Source organism: Rosenbergiella metrosideri (assembly GCF_022602565.1).
In the GTDB taxonomy this organism is placed as follows: Bacteria; Pseudomonadota; Gammaproteobacteria; order Enterobacterales; family Enterobacteriaceae; genus Rosenbergiella; species Rosenbergiella metrosideri.
Genome location: NZ_JALBCV010000002.1, coordinates 182,328 through 196,454, shown reverse-complemented (window position 1 = coordinate 196,454; position 14,127 = coordinate 182,328). Strand labels below are relative to the sequence as shown.

The 14,127-nt window shown below is 48.6% G+C and carries 13 protein-coding genes, 2 tRNA genes and 1 pseudogene; 15 read left to right on the top strand and 1 reads right to left on the bottom strand.

Annotation, left to right across the window (positions count from 1 at the left end; all coding sequences use genetic code 11):
• Positions 1 to 3: 3 nt before the first annotated feature.
• Both MKR94_RS03445 and MKR94_RS03440 read left to right on the top strand, forming a co-directional pair.
• Positions 4 to 78, top strand: a tRNA-Gln gene (locus tag MKR94_RS03445).
• A gap of 31 nt (positions 79 to 109) precedes the next feature.
• Positions 110 to 184 (top strand) — tRNA-Gln (locus MKR94_RS03440).
• Between the two features lie 36 nt (positions 185 to 220).
• Here MKR94_RS03440 and ubiF read toward each other — a convergent pair.
• Positions 221 to 1,399 carry a 3-demethoxyubiquinol 3-hydroxylase gene (gene ubiF, locus MKR94_RS03435; protein ID WP_241645463.1) on the bottom strand — a complete coding sequence of 393 codons (1,179 nt, stop codon included), beginning with the start codon at positions 1,397 to 1,399 and terminating at the stop codon, positions 221 to 223.
• 173 nt (positions 1,400 to 1,572) lie between these two features.
• Between ubiF and miaB the strand changes: the two genes are divergently transcribed.
• The 13 genes and pseudogenes from miaB (at position 1,573) to rlmH (ending at position 14,116) form a co-directional block, all read left to right on the top strand.
• On the top strand, positions 1,573 to 2,997 hold the full coding sequence (gene miaB, locus MKR94_RS03430) for a tRNA (N6-isopentenyl adenosine(37)-C2)-methylthiotransferase MiaB (RefSeq protein WP_241645462.1): 1,425 nt from the start codon (positions 1,573 to 1,575) through the stop codon (positions 2,995 to 2,997).
• Between the two features lie 156 nt (positions 2,998 to 3,153).
• Entirely contained in the window at positions 3,154 to 3,342 is a 189-nt protein-coding gene (locus MKR94_RS03425; protein WP_241645461.1) for a DUF1737 domain-containing protein, read from the top strand.
• A 269-nt stretch (positions 3,343 to 3,611) separates the two neighbouring features.
• Positions 3,612 to 3,966 (top strand): annotated as a pseudogene (gene uraH / locus MKR94_RS03420) (hydroxyisourate hydrolase).
• 217 nt (positions 3,967 to 4,183) lie between these two features.
• Positions 4,184 to 5,233 (top strand): PhoH family protein, encoded by a 1,050-nt coding sequence (locus MKR94_RS03415; protein WP_241645460.1) that lies wholly within the window; start codon positions 4,184 to 4,186, stop codon positions 5,231 to 5,233.
• Positions 5,233 to 5,709: an rRNA maturation RNase YbeY gene (gene ybeY, locus MKR94_RS03410; protein ID WP_099825604.1), complete on the top strand. Its 477-nt coding sequence runs from the start codon at positions 5,233 to 5,235 to the stop codon at positions 5,707 to 5,709. Before MKR94_RS03415 ends, ybeY begins: the two co-directional genes overlap by 1 nt.
• A 75-nt stretch (positions 5,710 to 5,784) precedes the next feature.
• The gene (gene corC / locus MKR94_RS03405; protein ID WP_241645459.1) at positions 5,785 to 6,666 is read left to right on the top strand and encodes a CNNM family magnesium/cobalt transport protein CorC; all 882 of its coding nucleotides are present in this window, start codon (positions 5,785 to 5,787) and stop codon (positions 6,664 to 6,666) included.
• Between the two features lie 5 nt (positions 6,667 to 6,671).
• Entirely contained in the window at positions 6,672 to 8,204 is a 1,533-nt protein-coding gene (gene lnt / locus MKR94_RS03400; RefSeq protein WP_241645458.1) for an apolipoprotein N-acyltransferase, read from the top strand.
• A gap of 150 nt (positions 8,205 to 8,354) precedes the next feature.
• On the top strand, positions 8,355 to 10,937 hold the full coding sequence (leuS, locus tag MKR94_RS03395; RefSeq protein ID WP_241645457.1) for a leucine--tRNA ligase: 2,583 nt from the start codon (positions 8,355 to 8,357) through the stop codon (positions 10,935 to 10,937).
• Positions 10,938 to 10,950: 13 nt separating this feature from the next.
• Entirely contained in the window at positions 10,951 to 11,568 is a 618-nt protein-coding gene (gene lptE, locus MKR94_RS03390) for an LPS assembly lipoprotein LptE (RefSeq protein WP_241645456.1), read from the top strand.
• A complete protein-coding gene (holA, locus tag MKR94_RS03385) occupies positions 11,568 to 12,596 on the top strand; it encodes a DNA polymerase III subunit delta (RefSeq protein WP_241645455.1) in 1,029 nt (342 codons plus the stop codon). Before lptE ends, holA begins: the two co-directional genes overlap by 1 nt.
• Positions 12,589 to 13,233, top strand: a complete 645-nt coding sequence (nadD, locus tag MKR94_RS03380) for a nicotinate-nucleotide adenylyltransferase (RefSeq protein WP_241645454.1) — start codon at positions 12,589 to 12,591, stop codon at positions 13,231 to 13,233. The genes holA and nadD overlap by 8 nt, the downstream gene beginning before the upstream one ends.
• Positions 13,234 to 13,324: 91 nt before the next feature.
• A complete protein-coding gene (gene rsfS, locus MKR94_RS03375; protein ID WP_048911755.1) occupies positions 13,325 to 13,642 on the top strand; it encodes a ribosome silencing factor in 318 nt (105 codons plus the stop codon).
• Positions 13,643 to 13,645: 3 nt separating this feature from the next.
• On the top strand, positions 13,646 to 14,116 hold the full coding sequence (gene rlmH, locus MKR94_RS03370; protein WP_241645453.1) for a 23S rRNA (pseudouridine(1915)-N(3))-methyltransferase RlmH: 471 nt from the start codon (positions 13,646 to 13,648) through the stop codon (positions 14,114 to 14,116).
• The last annotated feature ends 11 nt before the right edge of the window (positions 14,117 to 14,127 follow it).

Below are 14,127 nucleotides of genomic sequence, written 5' to 3'. Positions count from 1 at the left end.
TCTTGGGATATCGCCAAGCGGTAAGGCACCGGTTTTTGATACCGGCATTCCCTGGTTCGAATCCAGGTATCCCAGCCATTCATCTTTCTTCTCCCCTATCAAATTCTATTGGGATATCGCCAAGCGGTAAGGCACCGGTTTTTGATACCGGCATTCCCTGGTTCGAATCCAGGTATCCCAGCCACAAAAAACGCCAACTCTCGCTGACGTCTATTCGTTTCTACAATCCTAATGCATAACTCAACGCTTTTCGTTTTAGCCATCCACCTCGTTGCGCCGCCATCAATCCGATATTTCTTAGGATTTCTAACGGAGCATGCTGATTACTGAACGTAAAATAGAATATATCCATCCCCGTTTGCATGATCAAATTGTCAGCATGGCGTTTACGCTGATAACGTTTTAATGTCTCAAGCCGCCACCAAGGCATCGTCGTTCGACGCGCGCTGACCAATACATCGATAAGCGCATCGACGTCGCGATAACCGAGATTGACGCCCTGCCCCGCCAAAGGGTTAATCGTATGCGCCGCATCGCCGACTAACGCGATACCAGGTTTAACGTAGGCTGTTGCATGCCGACGGGTTAAGGGGAAAGCACCACTGCGTAAGGTCTTCACTTTACCAACACACGCGGGGAAGTGCTGGACAATCGCTTCATCTAACTGTGTCGGGGTCATTTTTTTCAATTGTTCTATGCGTGCAGCACTGTCGTACCATACTAATGAGGCATAGCGATCATAGAGGGGTAAAAAGGCCCGAGGACCGTGCGGAGTGAACTGTTGCCACGTGGTATCCCCAGGTTCTTGTTCGCACTCTACTGAAATCAACATGCAAGATTGCTGATAATCCCACCCTCGAATACCAATACCTGCGCCTTGTCTAACTTGAGAATGTGCGCCATCCGCTCCGACTAATAATGAACAGGTGATTGCAGTACCTTGATCTAAGACCACCGCCCACTTTTCCTGTTCAGGCAGATAGGTCATAGTATCAAGCGTCGCGGGACTGAATAACGTCACCGATAAGGCTTGCATCCTCTCCCATAGAACACGCTGCAACACTTGATTCTCGACCATAAAACCCAATTCCGGTAAGTTAAGGAGTGCAGCACTAAATTCCGTTTTCGCGCTTTGCCATTCCCAGGTTTCCAGTTGTCGGTATGGGGCGCAGCGCCTTGCCAAAATCTCTGACCAAGCGCCGATCTCCTCTAATAACGCGACAGAGGTGCGGCTGATAGCAGAAATTCTCACATCAGGCAGGGAGGAAGGTACATAGGGTTCAGGCTCCCGGCGTTCAATCACCGCTACGCGAAAATTTTGTTGCCTTAAGCCACAGGCCAAAGCAGCACCAACCATGCCTCCCCCGTTGATGACCACATCAAAATGCTCTGTCTGCATAGTATATCCTCTACAACGAAACGCTTTCTTTGCGCCTGATGAAAATAAGTTAATCTCTATAGTGTACCGTAATTTTCGTAGTAAACAGATTATCCGTTATACTGGTCACAACAGCAGCAAAGCATTACAATATGCGGCTAGCCGATCCTTGCACTAAATCAATGGCCTGTTCGATGACGAAAAAATTACATATTAAGACTTGGGGCTGCCAGATGAACGAATACGATTCATCTAAAATGGCAGATCTCCTCAATAGCACTCATGGCTACTCTTTAACCGAGAATGCCGACGAAGCAGATGTGTTACTTCTCAACACCTGTTCTATCCGTGAAAAAGCACAAGAAAAGGTTTTCCACCAACTTGGTCGCTGGAGAGCCTTAAAAGAGCGTAATCCTGAACTGATTATCGGGGTTGGCGGCTGTGTCGCCTCTCAAGAAGGCGATCATATTCGTCAGCGTGCGCACTATGTTGATATCGTTTTTGGTCCTCAAACCCTGCATCGCCTGCCAGAGATGATCAACAGTGTACGCGGTAATAAAAGCCCGGTTGTCGATATCAGCTTCCCAGAAATCGAGAAGTTCGACCGCCTACCCGAGCCGCGTGCGGAAGGCCCTACTGCCTTTGTCTCAATCATGGAAGGCTGTAATAAATATTGTACCTTCTGTGTCGTCCCCTATACCCGGGGGGAAGAAGTTAGCCGCCCTTGCGATGATATCCTATTTGAAATTGCCCAATTGGCCGCGCAAGGCGTCCGTGAAGTCAATCTTCTGGGACAAAATGTTAACGCCTATCGCGGTGAACATTATGACGGTGCAATCTGTACCTTCGCTGAACTGCTTCGTTTAGTGGCTGCCATCGATGGTATTGACCGGATCCGTTTCACCACCAGCCATCCAATCGAATTTACTGACGATATCATCGAGGTCTATCGCGATACGCCAGAATTAGTCAGCTTCCTACACCTGCCAGTACAAAGCGGTGCGGATCGTATTCTGATGTTGATGAAACGCGCGCATACTGGCCTAGAATTTAAGGCTATCATTCGTAAACTTCGTGCTGCGCGTCCTAATATCCAGATTAGTTCTGATTTTATTATCGGCTTCCCGGGCGAAACTCAAGAAGACTTCGAACAGACCATGAAGTTGATTGCCGACGTTAATTTCGATATGAGCTTCAGCTTTATCTATTCTGCTCGCCCAGGTACTCCGGCCGCAGATCTGCCCGACGATGTCAGCGATGAAGAGAAAAAACAGCGTCTCTACATTCTACAAGATCGTATCAATCAGCAAGCCCAGGCTTGGAGCCGTCGTATGTTAGGCACAGAGCAACGCGTATTAGTGGAAGGTACCTCACGTAAAAATGTGATGGAACTATCAGGACGGACCGAAAACAATCGTGTAGTGAATTTTGAAGGGACGCCAGACATGGTCGGTAAGTTCGTCGATATCGAAGTCACTGATGTCTTGCCTAACTCATTACGCGGCAAAGTAGTACGCACAGAAGATCAGATGGGACTGAGGGTCGTTGAAAGTCCAGCCTCGGTTATTGCCCGTACTCGTAAAGAGAACGAGCTGGGTGTGGGTATTTTTCAGCCTTAGTCCTTCGCTTGAATACAGGGTCTAATGTCCAAAACAGAACCTGATACTCGCTCGTCTCCACAAAGCCCTGTGTCATACAGGGCTTTTTTACAACACCGCTATCTATTGCTGCAAGACTCTCTTCTTCTTAAACCTAACCCAAAGAAAGGATCTAGGATGACTGAACCAGATACTCCCCTCCCACGTTATCGACTCCTCACCGGCCCTGACGATGCGAGTTTCTGTCGCAGAGTCTCTGAAATGCTAGACCGCGGTTATACCCTTTATGGTTCCCCCAGTCTCGCCTACGACTCAGCAAAGCAATGCATGATTGCTGCACAAGCGGTGATCCTCACTACACCCTAAATCAGTTATTGTCCTGTAGATTACGTCACGCAATGGCTTATCCTGGCGTTGACTCATTTAAACGTCGACTCAAAGCGGTTAAACATTTTTCATGATACGTCGGCGGAACAACGTAATGATGAGTTTGTCACGAAATCGCAAGCTATGCCCCATATCGCAGCGTTTCGTAACGCTGCTAATAGGGAAATCCTATCTTACTCAACGAGGCCCGTAAGAAAGTTGTTGTATCACTCACCCCTGTACTCTGTTTAGCTAGATTAACTGCCGCCATGGCTGCCCCTGAGGGAACGTTAAGCGTGCATATTCTTAACCAACAAACGGGTAATTACTCTGCGGAGGTTACCGTCGTCCTAGAAAAAAAAGACCGACCAGGATTGGCAGACACTAGCGACCGGTAAAACCGATAATAATGGCCGTATCACATCTCTCTCCCCACTGGGTTCTGCAATGGCTAAAGGGGCCTATAAAGTCACTTCTGAGACAGGCGACTACTTTGCACAGCAGAAACAAGCGAATTTCTTCCCCGAAATCCCGGTTATTTTTAGCGTCTCGCAAGAAAATGAAAAGCTCTATATTCCGCTGTTATTAAGCCAATACGGCTATTCGACCTACCGGGGAAATTGAAAAATCGGTGTTCTATCGGTAGGGTGAATCTGTGACCTGCACAGCGTGGTCGCTGCCGCAGGGGATTCCATCCGTGAAGCGCGCCTTGTTTTTACAGATTACGCCCCAAGATCTGGGTGATAACTTGCATACCTGGCACACAGCGTAAATAATCTGATCATTATGCTTTATTCAACCGTCGGTAACCGATCGACCCAAGTGATAAAAGAGGACAAATTTGACTATTGAAACCCGTGAAATCACACTTGAACCTGCCGACAATCAGCGCTTACTCAGCCTTTGTGGGCCTTTTGATGACAATCTGAAACACCTGGAGCGCCGTCTAGGACTCGAGATAAATCGTCGTGATAACCAATTCAAACTCGCCGGTCGCGCGCAGATAGTCGCGGCAGCAGAAAATATCTTGAAAGATCTCTATGTCGATACCGCACCGGTTCGTGGTCAAACCCAAGATATTTTGCCAGAGAATATTCATCTAGCGATTAAAGAGAGTGGCGTACTGGAACAAACTGCCGACAGCGTCCCCAACTTCGGCAAAGCAATAAATATCCAGACACGACGTGGCGTAATTAAACCGCGCACGCCGAACCAAGCCCAGTATATTGCCAATATTTTTGGTCACGATATTACCTTTGGTATTGGTCCTGCGGGGACGGGAAAAACCTATCTGGCGGTTGCCGCAGCTGTCGATGCCTTAGAAAAGCAAGAGATTCGACGTATTCTGCTTACCCGCCCAGCGGTGGAAGCGGGAGAAAAACTCGGATTTTTACCAGGAGATCTCAGCCAAAAAGTCGATCCTTACTTACGTCCTCTGTATGATGCACTCTTCGAAATGCTTGGCTTCGAACGTGTCGAGAAGTTAATCGAACGTAATGTGATCGAAGTCGCTCCTCTCGCCTATATGCGCGGACGTACGCTGAACGATGCATTTATTATTTTAGATGAGAGCCAAAACACCACAATTGAACAGATGAAAATGTTCTTAACGCGGATTGGCTTCAATTCTAAAGCGGTAATCACTGGGGACATTACTCAGATTGACCTCCCTCGCAATGCTAAGTCTGGTTTGAAACATGCTATCGAAGTGCTGTCAGAGGTCAAAGAACTGAGTTTTAACTTTTTCCACAGCGAAGATGTCGTACGGCATCCCGTCGTCGCACGCATTGTCACCGCCTATGAAGCATGGGAAGAAGCGGATCAGCAACGCCGTGCTGAACGCGTAGAAGAAAGAAAGCGTGAAGCACAAGCCCCTGCCCAGGAAAACTAATGGAACAAGACGTTATTTTAGATTTACAAAATGTGTGTGCCTCAGCAGAAGGTTTACCAACTGAAGCACAATTTCATCGCTGGCTGACTGCCGCAGTCAGCCCGTTTCAGCCTGTGAGTGAGGTCACTATTCGCTTAGTGGATGAGGCAGAAAGCCATGAATTGAACCATACTTGGCGAGGAAAGGATAAACCAACAAATGTGTTATCCTTTCCTTTTGAGGCCCCACCCGGCATTGAAGACTTTCCGCTGTTAGGCGATTTGATCATCTGCCGTCAAGTGGTTGAACAAGAAGCGGTAGAACAGCACAAAACGCTTGAGGCACATTGGGCACATATGGTGATCCATGGTAGCCTACATCTGCTGGGCTACGACCATATTATCGATGAAGAGGCGGAAGAGATGGAAGCCTTGGAAACCGAGATAATGCTTGCGCTTGGCTATACTGATCCGTACATTTCTGAAAAAGAAGCCTGATAGCTGTAAGGGGTGGTAAGTGTTGTTGTCCTTACCACCAACGTTTACTCAACGAGAGATCTAAATAAAACCGCCATGAGCGAAGACCATTCTCAAAATAATGATACCCCTAGTAATAAAAAAGGATTTTTCTCATTGCTTCTCAATCAGCTTTTTCACGGTGAACCAAAAAACCGTGATGAACTCTTGGAACTGATCCGAGATTCTGAACAAAAAGATCTGATTGATGAAGATACCCGTGACATGATCGAGGGCGTAATGGATATTGCGCAACAACGGGTCCGGGATATCATGATCCCTCGCTCACAAATGGTCACGCTAAAACGCGACCAAACACTTGATAGCTGCCTAGACATCATTGTTGATACCGCGCACTCTCGTTTTCCTGTCATCAGCGAGGATAAAGACCACGTTGAAGGCATATTAATGGCCAAAGATCTACTGCCCTTTATGCGTAGCGATGCCGAAGCCTTTAGCATCGAGAAGGTGCTACGCCCTGTGGTGGTTGTCCCGGAGAGTAAACGTGTTGACCGCATGTTGAAAGAGTTCCGCTCGCAACGCTATCACATGGCTATCGTGATCGATGAATTTGGCGGTGTTGCGGGTCTTGTGACGATTGAAGATATTCTTGAACTTATCGTCGGCGAGATCGAAGATGAATACGATGATGTCGAAGATGCTGATGTCCGTCAGCTCAATCGTCACACTTATACGGTCAGGGCCCTAATGTCCATCGACGATTTTAACCAGCAATTCGGCACCAACTTTAGCGATGAAGAAGTCGATACCGTTGGTGGGCTAGTGATGCAAAGCTTCGGACACCTTCCTGCTCGCGGTGAAAGTATCACGATCGACGGCTACCAATTCAAAGTCGCCGTGGCCGATCGTCGTCGTATCATTCAAGTGCATGTCCGCATTCCTGAGGATGCCTCCCCTATCACTCTTAGCGACGACTAAAGCTTATGGCAGTCAGTAAATTTATCGATCGACAATCGATTCGTCTTCTCCTTGCTCTGATTACGGGTGCCGTTGGCACCCTTGCTTTTTCCCCTTTTGACTTCTGGCCTGCCGCTCTCATTTCCTTATTTGGGTTGCAATGGCTGACTACCCACCGTAAAACCGGACAAGCTGCCGCAATTGGCTATTGCTGGGGAATGGGGTTATTTGGTAGTGGAGTCAACTGGGTCTACGTCAGTATCGCGACCTTCGGGGGCATGCCTGGCCCCGTCAATGTCTTTTTAGTGATACTGCTGGCCGCTTGGCTATCGCTATTTACGTTACTCTTCGCTTTGGTATTAAACCGTTTCTGGCCCAGAGCGAATAGCACGCGCCTACTCCTCGCAGCGCCAGCATTGTGGCAAGTGACGGAGTTTTTACGCAGCTGGGTATTGACGGGTTTCCCTTGGTTACAATTTGGCTATAGTCAAATTGATGGCCCACTTAAAGGCATTGCGCCCATCGCAGGGGTTGAAACCATCAACTTCCTGTTGATGGTGATGGCTGGAGCACTGGTCCTCGCACTCCAACAACGTCGCATCCGTTATCTTATTGCGGCGGTAGGCGTATTACTCGTTTGTTGGCCGCTACGCTATCTCCATTGGTATCACGAACAGCCCGAACGAAAAACCACCGTTGCCCTAGTCCAAGGTGATATTGCACAGAGTATGAAATGGGATCCACAGCAGCTTTCCCGTAGCTTACAGACTTATACTCGCTTAACTGCACCACAAATTGGCCATGCAAAACTGATTATCTGGCCTGAGTCGGCTATCAGCGATTTAGAAACCAATCAACAAGCCTTTCTTCATCAACTTGATGATGAACTGCGCCAAGGAGGTAGCTTGTTGGCAACGGGTATCGTGGATTCACGCTTAATGTCGGATAACCGCTATCACGACTTCAATACCGTCATTACCTTGGGTAATCAGTCCCCATATAGCTACTACAGCCCAGACCGCTATCAGAAGAACCATCTGGTTCCATTTGGTGAATTCGTTCCGTTGGCCTCGCTATTACGGCCCTTAGCCCCATTCTTCGATTTACCGATGTCAGGTTTTAGTCGAGGCGCCTATTCGCAATCTCCGCTCTATCTTGGGGGATATCAGCTTACGACCGCGATCTGCTATGAAATCGTCTTGGGTCAGCAGGTACGCGATAACCTACGCCCAGAGACTGATTTCCTGTTGACCGTTTCTAATGATGCCTGGTTTGGCCACTCCATCGGCCCTTGGCAGCATTTCCAGATGGCAAGGATGAGAGCGCTTGAGTTAGGTAAACCACTGCTACGTGATACCAACAATGGTATTACCGCCGTAATCGCGGCCGATGGCACTGTGGTAAAACAACTCCCTCAATTCCAGCCCGATGTGCTGACCGCAGAGATTACACCTACGCGTGGAGCGACACCTTATGCGTTGACCGGTGATATTACAATTTGGATTATCAGCCTGCTGAGCGCCATCTTCGCCATTAGACGGCGTAAAATGCCCCACTAATTCGAGCCTCTTCGGAGGCTCTCTCCTCGACAAATGATGACTTACAAGAATTGGCAGTTGTTGCGCGGCAGCCTTATGGGTATGCTATGCGGATCTAAGTAAAGTCATTGTATCAAGCCCCGCGCTTATTAATAAGGATCACTGGCCGCCATGCAAGAGCAATACCGCCCGGAAGAGATAGAATCACACGTTCAAGCCCATTGGGACGAAAAAGAAACCTTCAAAGTGACAGAACAAGAAGGTAAAGAAAAATATTACTGCCTATCGATGCTTCCCTATCCTTCTGGCCGACTCCACATGGGGCACGTGCGTAACTACACCATTGGTGATGTGATCGCGCGTTACCAACGTCTCCAAGGTAAAAACGTTCTTCAACCTATTGGTTGGGATGCTTTCGGCCTACCGGCTGAAGGGGCTGCGGTGAAAAATAATACAGCGCCCGCGCCTTGGACTTATGAAAATATCGATTACATGAAGAACCAGTTAAAGTTACTGGGCTTTGGTTACGATTGGAGCCGCGAGTTAGCGACCTGTCAGCCAGAGTATTACCGTTGGGAACAATGGTTCTTCACCAAACTTTATGAGAAAGGCTTAGTTTACAAAAAAACCTCCGCGGTTAACTGGTGTCCGAATGACCAAACCGTTTTAGCGAATGAGCAAGTAGTAGATGGATGCTGCTGGCGCTGCGACAGCAAAGTCGAGCGTAAAGAGATCCCACAATGGTTTATCAAAATCACCGATTATGCAGAAGAGCTGCTCAACGATCTTGATACCTTAGAAGGATGGCCTGAACAGGTTAAAACCATGCAGCGTAACTGGATTGGCCGTTCCGAAGGGGTGGAAATCACCTTTGCGGTGGCTGGTCGCAGTGATACCTTGACCGTCTATACCACTCGTCCTGACACCTTTATGGGGGCAACCTATGTCGCTGTTGCGGCGGGGCACCCATTAGCTCAAGAAGCGGCAGCACACGATCCCTCTTTGACTGCATTTATCGAAGAGTGTCGTAATACCAAGGTTGCTGAGGCCGAGATGGCTACCATGGAGAAAAAAGGTCATGCGACTGATTTCCATGTCATCCATCCGCTGACCGGTGAGAAATTACCTTTATGGGTCGCTAATTTTGTCCTCATGGAGTACGGTACGGGTGCAGTGATGGCCGTTCCCGCGCACGATCAACGTGACTGGGAATTCGCTAGCAAATATCAATTAACCATTAAGCCGGTAGTCTGCGACGAAGAAGGCAATATTCCTGATGTCAGCCGCGAAGCCATGACCTTCAAAGGCCAGTTAGTTAACTCTGGTGAGTTTGATGGACTGGACCATGCTGCGGGCTTTAATGCGATTGCCGATGCGCTTGCCGCGAAAGGTGTTGGCGTGCGTAAAGTGAACTACCGTCTGCGTGACTGGGGCGTTTCTCGCCAACGTTACTGGGGTGCGCCTATCCCAATGGTGACGCTGGAAGATGGCACCGTCGTTCCGACACCGGAAGATCAACTTCCCGTCTTGCTGCCTGAAGATGTGGTCATGGACGGTATCACAAGTCCAATCAAAGCCGATCCTGAGTGGGCAAAAACCACCGTCAACGGACAGCCTGCCTTACGCGAAACGGATACCTTTGATACCTTTATGGAATCGTCATGGTATTACGCGCGTTATACCTGTACCCACTACGACCAAGGGATGCTTGACCCGGCGGCAGCGAACTACTGGCTACCAGTGGACCAATACATTGGTGGAATCGAACATGCCATCATGCACTTGATGTATTTCCGCTTCTTCCACAAGTTATTACGTGACGCAGGCTTGGTGAACTCTAATGAGCCAGCGAAACGTCTGCTTTGCCAAGGTATGGTGCTGGCCGATGCTTATTATTATGTCGGCGCAAACGGTGAGCGTAACTGGGTTTCCCCTGTCGACGTAACGGTCGAGCGCGATGACAAAGGACGTGTTATCAAAGCCACTGACAATACTGGCCGCGAAGTGATCTACGCTGGTATGAGTAAGATGTCCAAGTCCAAAAATAACGGTATCGATCCACAATTAATGGTAGAACGCTACGGTGCGGATACCGTTCGTCTGTTCATGATGTTCGCCTCACCGGCAGAGATGACGTTGGAATGGCAAGAGTCTGGCGTTGAAGGCGCTAACCGCTTCCTTAAGCGTGTTTGGCGTTTAGTGCATGAGCACACTAGCAAAGGTGCTGTCGCACCATTGGACGTTGATGCGCTCAATGATGCGCAAAAGTCATTACGTCGTGAAGTGCATAAAACCATCGCCAAAGTCTCTGATGACGTTGGTCGTCGCCAAACCTTCAATACAGCGATTGCGGCGGTGATGGAGTTGATGAATAAGTTAACGCGTGCGCCGCAAGAGAGTGAGCAAGACCGTGCGCTAATGGATGAAGCCTTGAATGCTGTGGTACGCCTACTCTATCCATTTACCCCACATGCCTGCTTTGTGTTATGGGAAGCCTTAGGCCAGACCACGACGATTGATGAAGCAGAATGGCCAGTCGCGGATCAGCAAGCTATGGTCGAAGAGAGTGTGGTTATGGTGATTCAGATTAATGGTAAAGTACGCGCCAAAATTAACGTTGCTGCTGAGGCCACGCAAGAGCAAGTTCAAGCCCTTGCTGCCGAAGACCATTTAGTGGCGAAATATTTAGACGGTGCGACCATTCGTAAAGCCATTTTCGTCCCTGGCAAGCTGTTAAACCTAGTGATTGGGTAACTCCGGAGGTAATGTGCGACATTTTCTACTCTGCTTAATGATGGCAACCGCGGTGCTTAGCACCGCCGGTTGTGGTTTTCATACCCGTGGGAATACTAAAATTCCTAAAGAGATGAAAACGATGATTTTATCGAGCGATGACCCGTACGGTCCACTCGCGCGTGCAGTACGCCAGCAATTACGGTTAAGCGGTATAAAATTGGTTGAAGACTCTGCCACGCAGCGTGTAAATGTGCCAACTTTACGCCTAGCGGGCGAGAATAATCACCGTGATACGGCCTCTGTGTTCCTAGACGGTAGTCGTGCGGAGTACCAATTGGTGATGACCGTAACAGGCCAAATCCTCATCCCAGGTAAAGGTATTTTCCCACTGCATACTAAGGTTTATCGTTCTTACTTTGATAACTCCAGCAACCCGCTTGCCGCAGACTCAGAACAAGACATGATTAGCCAAGAAATGCGTGTTAGAGCGTCTGAACAGTTAGTCCGTCAGTTACTGGCTGTTCATGCTGCTGAACAGCAAATTAATGGTACTGCGCCTGTCGCCCCACCTGCGGCATTAGGGCTGCCTGAAGTGATTACCAGTACTTCAGAACAAAGCAGCAACGCTGGTGTAGCGCTCGGTAACTAATGACCAGAGTGTTCCCAGAACAACTTGCGGCGCAACTCAACCATGGGTTGCGTCGTTACTATTTATTGGTCGGTAGCGACCCGCTTCTGCACCAAGAGAGTCAGCACACAATTTTAGCTGCCGCTCGAGCACAAGCCTTCGAGGAGCATCACTCCTACGCCATCGATCAACATACCGATTGGGACTTACTCTTTAGTGAATGCCAAGCGATGAGTCTCTTTAGCCAGCGACAAGTGTTTATCTTGCAGCTCGCCGAAAATGGTCCAAACGCTACCCAAGCCAGTCAGTTGGCACAGCTCATTTCGTTGATGCATGACGATTTATTACTGATCATACATGCTCCAAAAATTACCAAAGCTCAAGAAAACAGTGGATGGTATAAAGCGTTGGTTGACGGTGGATTATTGGTGACCTGCCATACACCAGACCATCAACAACTGCCTCGTTGGGTGCAGCAGCGCTGTCGCGCTATGTCATTAGCGATCGATGAGCCAGCGCTGCGTCTCCTTTGTTATTATTACGAAGGAAATTTATTGGCGTTATCACAAGCGTTAGAGCGTTTGTCATTATTATGGCCCGATGGTGCACTAACTCTGCCGCGAGTAGAAGAAGCCGTCTATGATGCCGCTGTCTTCACGCCCTATCATTGGATCGATGCATTGCTGGCAGGGAAAAGTAAGCGTGCCTTGCACGTGTTAAAACAGTTGCAGGCAGAAGATCAGGAACCGATCATCCTGCTGAGAACGCTGCAGCGAGAGGTGATGATCCTACTTGAAGTTTCCGCTATCACGATGGATGCGCGTCGCGCAGCAATGGACAAACTCCGCGTCTGGCAAAATAGACGTCAACTTTATACCGGTGCTTTACAGCGACTGGATCGCGCACGTCTACGCCATATCGTTCATCATCTAGCCTCACTAGAGATCGCTGTGAAAAAAGATTTCTCTACCGAGTGTTGGCCCGCATTAAACGCGCTCAGCGTGCTTATTTGTCAACCTCAGTTTCCTACAGGACTTTATCATGTCTAAGCTCTCTGCGTGGTTTGGGGGGACCTTTGACCCCATCCATAACGGTCATTTACATTGTGCGCGTGAAATTGCCTCGCTACTCGATCTTGAAAACGTCACCCTACTTCCTAACAATGTGCCGCCCCATCGGCCTCAGCCAGAAGTCAGTGCAGCACAGCGCGTAGAAATACTGAAACGGGCGATAAAAAATGATCCACTCTTTTTGATTGATAGTCGTGAGCTTGAGCGCGATACCCCATCATGGACCATCGATACCCTGACGTTACTGCGTGAAGAAGTCGGTGCAGAGGCTCCTCTAGCTTTCATTATTGGTCAGGATTCGCTACTCAGTATTAACCAATGGGAAAGATGGCAAGAGATACTGGAATATTGCCATTTAGTCGTCGCTCAGCGACCAGGTTATTCCAGCCAGCATGCCGATCATAAAGTCCAATCGTGGATCACTCGTCACGTGACTGACGCGGACAGCTTACAGCATAAACCCTGTGGCGGAATATTTCTTGCCGATACCTCGTTGTACACGATCTCTGCAACGGATATTCGCCGACGCTTACACCACGGCCTTTCATGTCAAGATTTACTTCCCGATGCAGTCATCGAGTATATCGCTGAAACTGGCTTATATCGCCCCCGTTGACAGCGTGTTACAATAAGCCTCAACCCCTAGCAAACGCAATTTGGCGACTAGGGATTTTATTTTTTAACCATCATTACTGAAGGTGAAGCTTTTGCAAGGCCAAGCACTCCAAGCTTTCGTTGTCGACAAGGTTGACGATCTTAAAGCACAAAATATAATTTCCATTGATGTCCACGGTAAATCCAGTATCACTGATTGTATGGTGATCTGCACAGGTACCTCATCGCGTCATGTTATGTCTATCGCAGACCATCTCAAGCAAGAAGCAAAACTTGCAGGCTTACAGCCAATGGGGACAGAAGGTAAAGTGTCGGGAGATTGGGTGGTCGTCGATTTAGGTGAAGTCATCGTCCACATCATGGAAGAAGAAGCTCGTCAGCTCTATGAGCTTGAGAAACTCTGGAGTTAATGAGTGAAATTACAGCTCATCGCCGTAGGCACTAAAATGCCCGATTGGGTGCAAACCGGCTTTATGGATTATTTACGTCGTTTCCCGCGCGATATGCCTTTTGAGATTATCGAAATCCCTGCAGGTAAACGCGGTAAGAATGCCGATATTAAGCGGATCCTAGAAAAAGAAGGTGAGGCGATGTTAGCTGTAGTGGGAAAAGGTAACCGTATTGTAACCTTAGACATCCCTGGTACTCCTTGGGAAACACCCGTGCTTGCCCAACAACTTGATCGTTGGAAGCAAGATGGCCGGGATGTCAGCCTACTGATTGGTGGGCCTGAAGGGCTTGCCCCCGCATGTAAAGCTGCGGCAGATCAAAGTTGGTCACTCTCGCCATTGACCTTACCCCATCCATTAGTCAGAGTATTAGTTGCTGAAAGCCTTTATCGTGCATGGAGTATTACGACTAACCATCCTTACCATCGCGAATAAACTCTCGACCT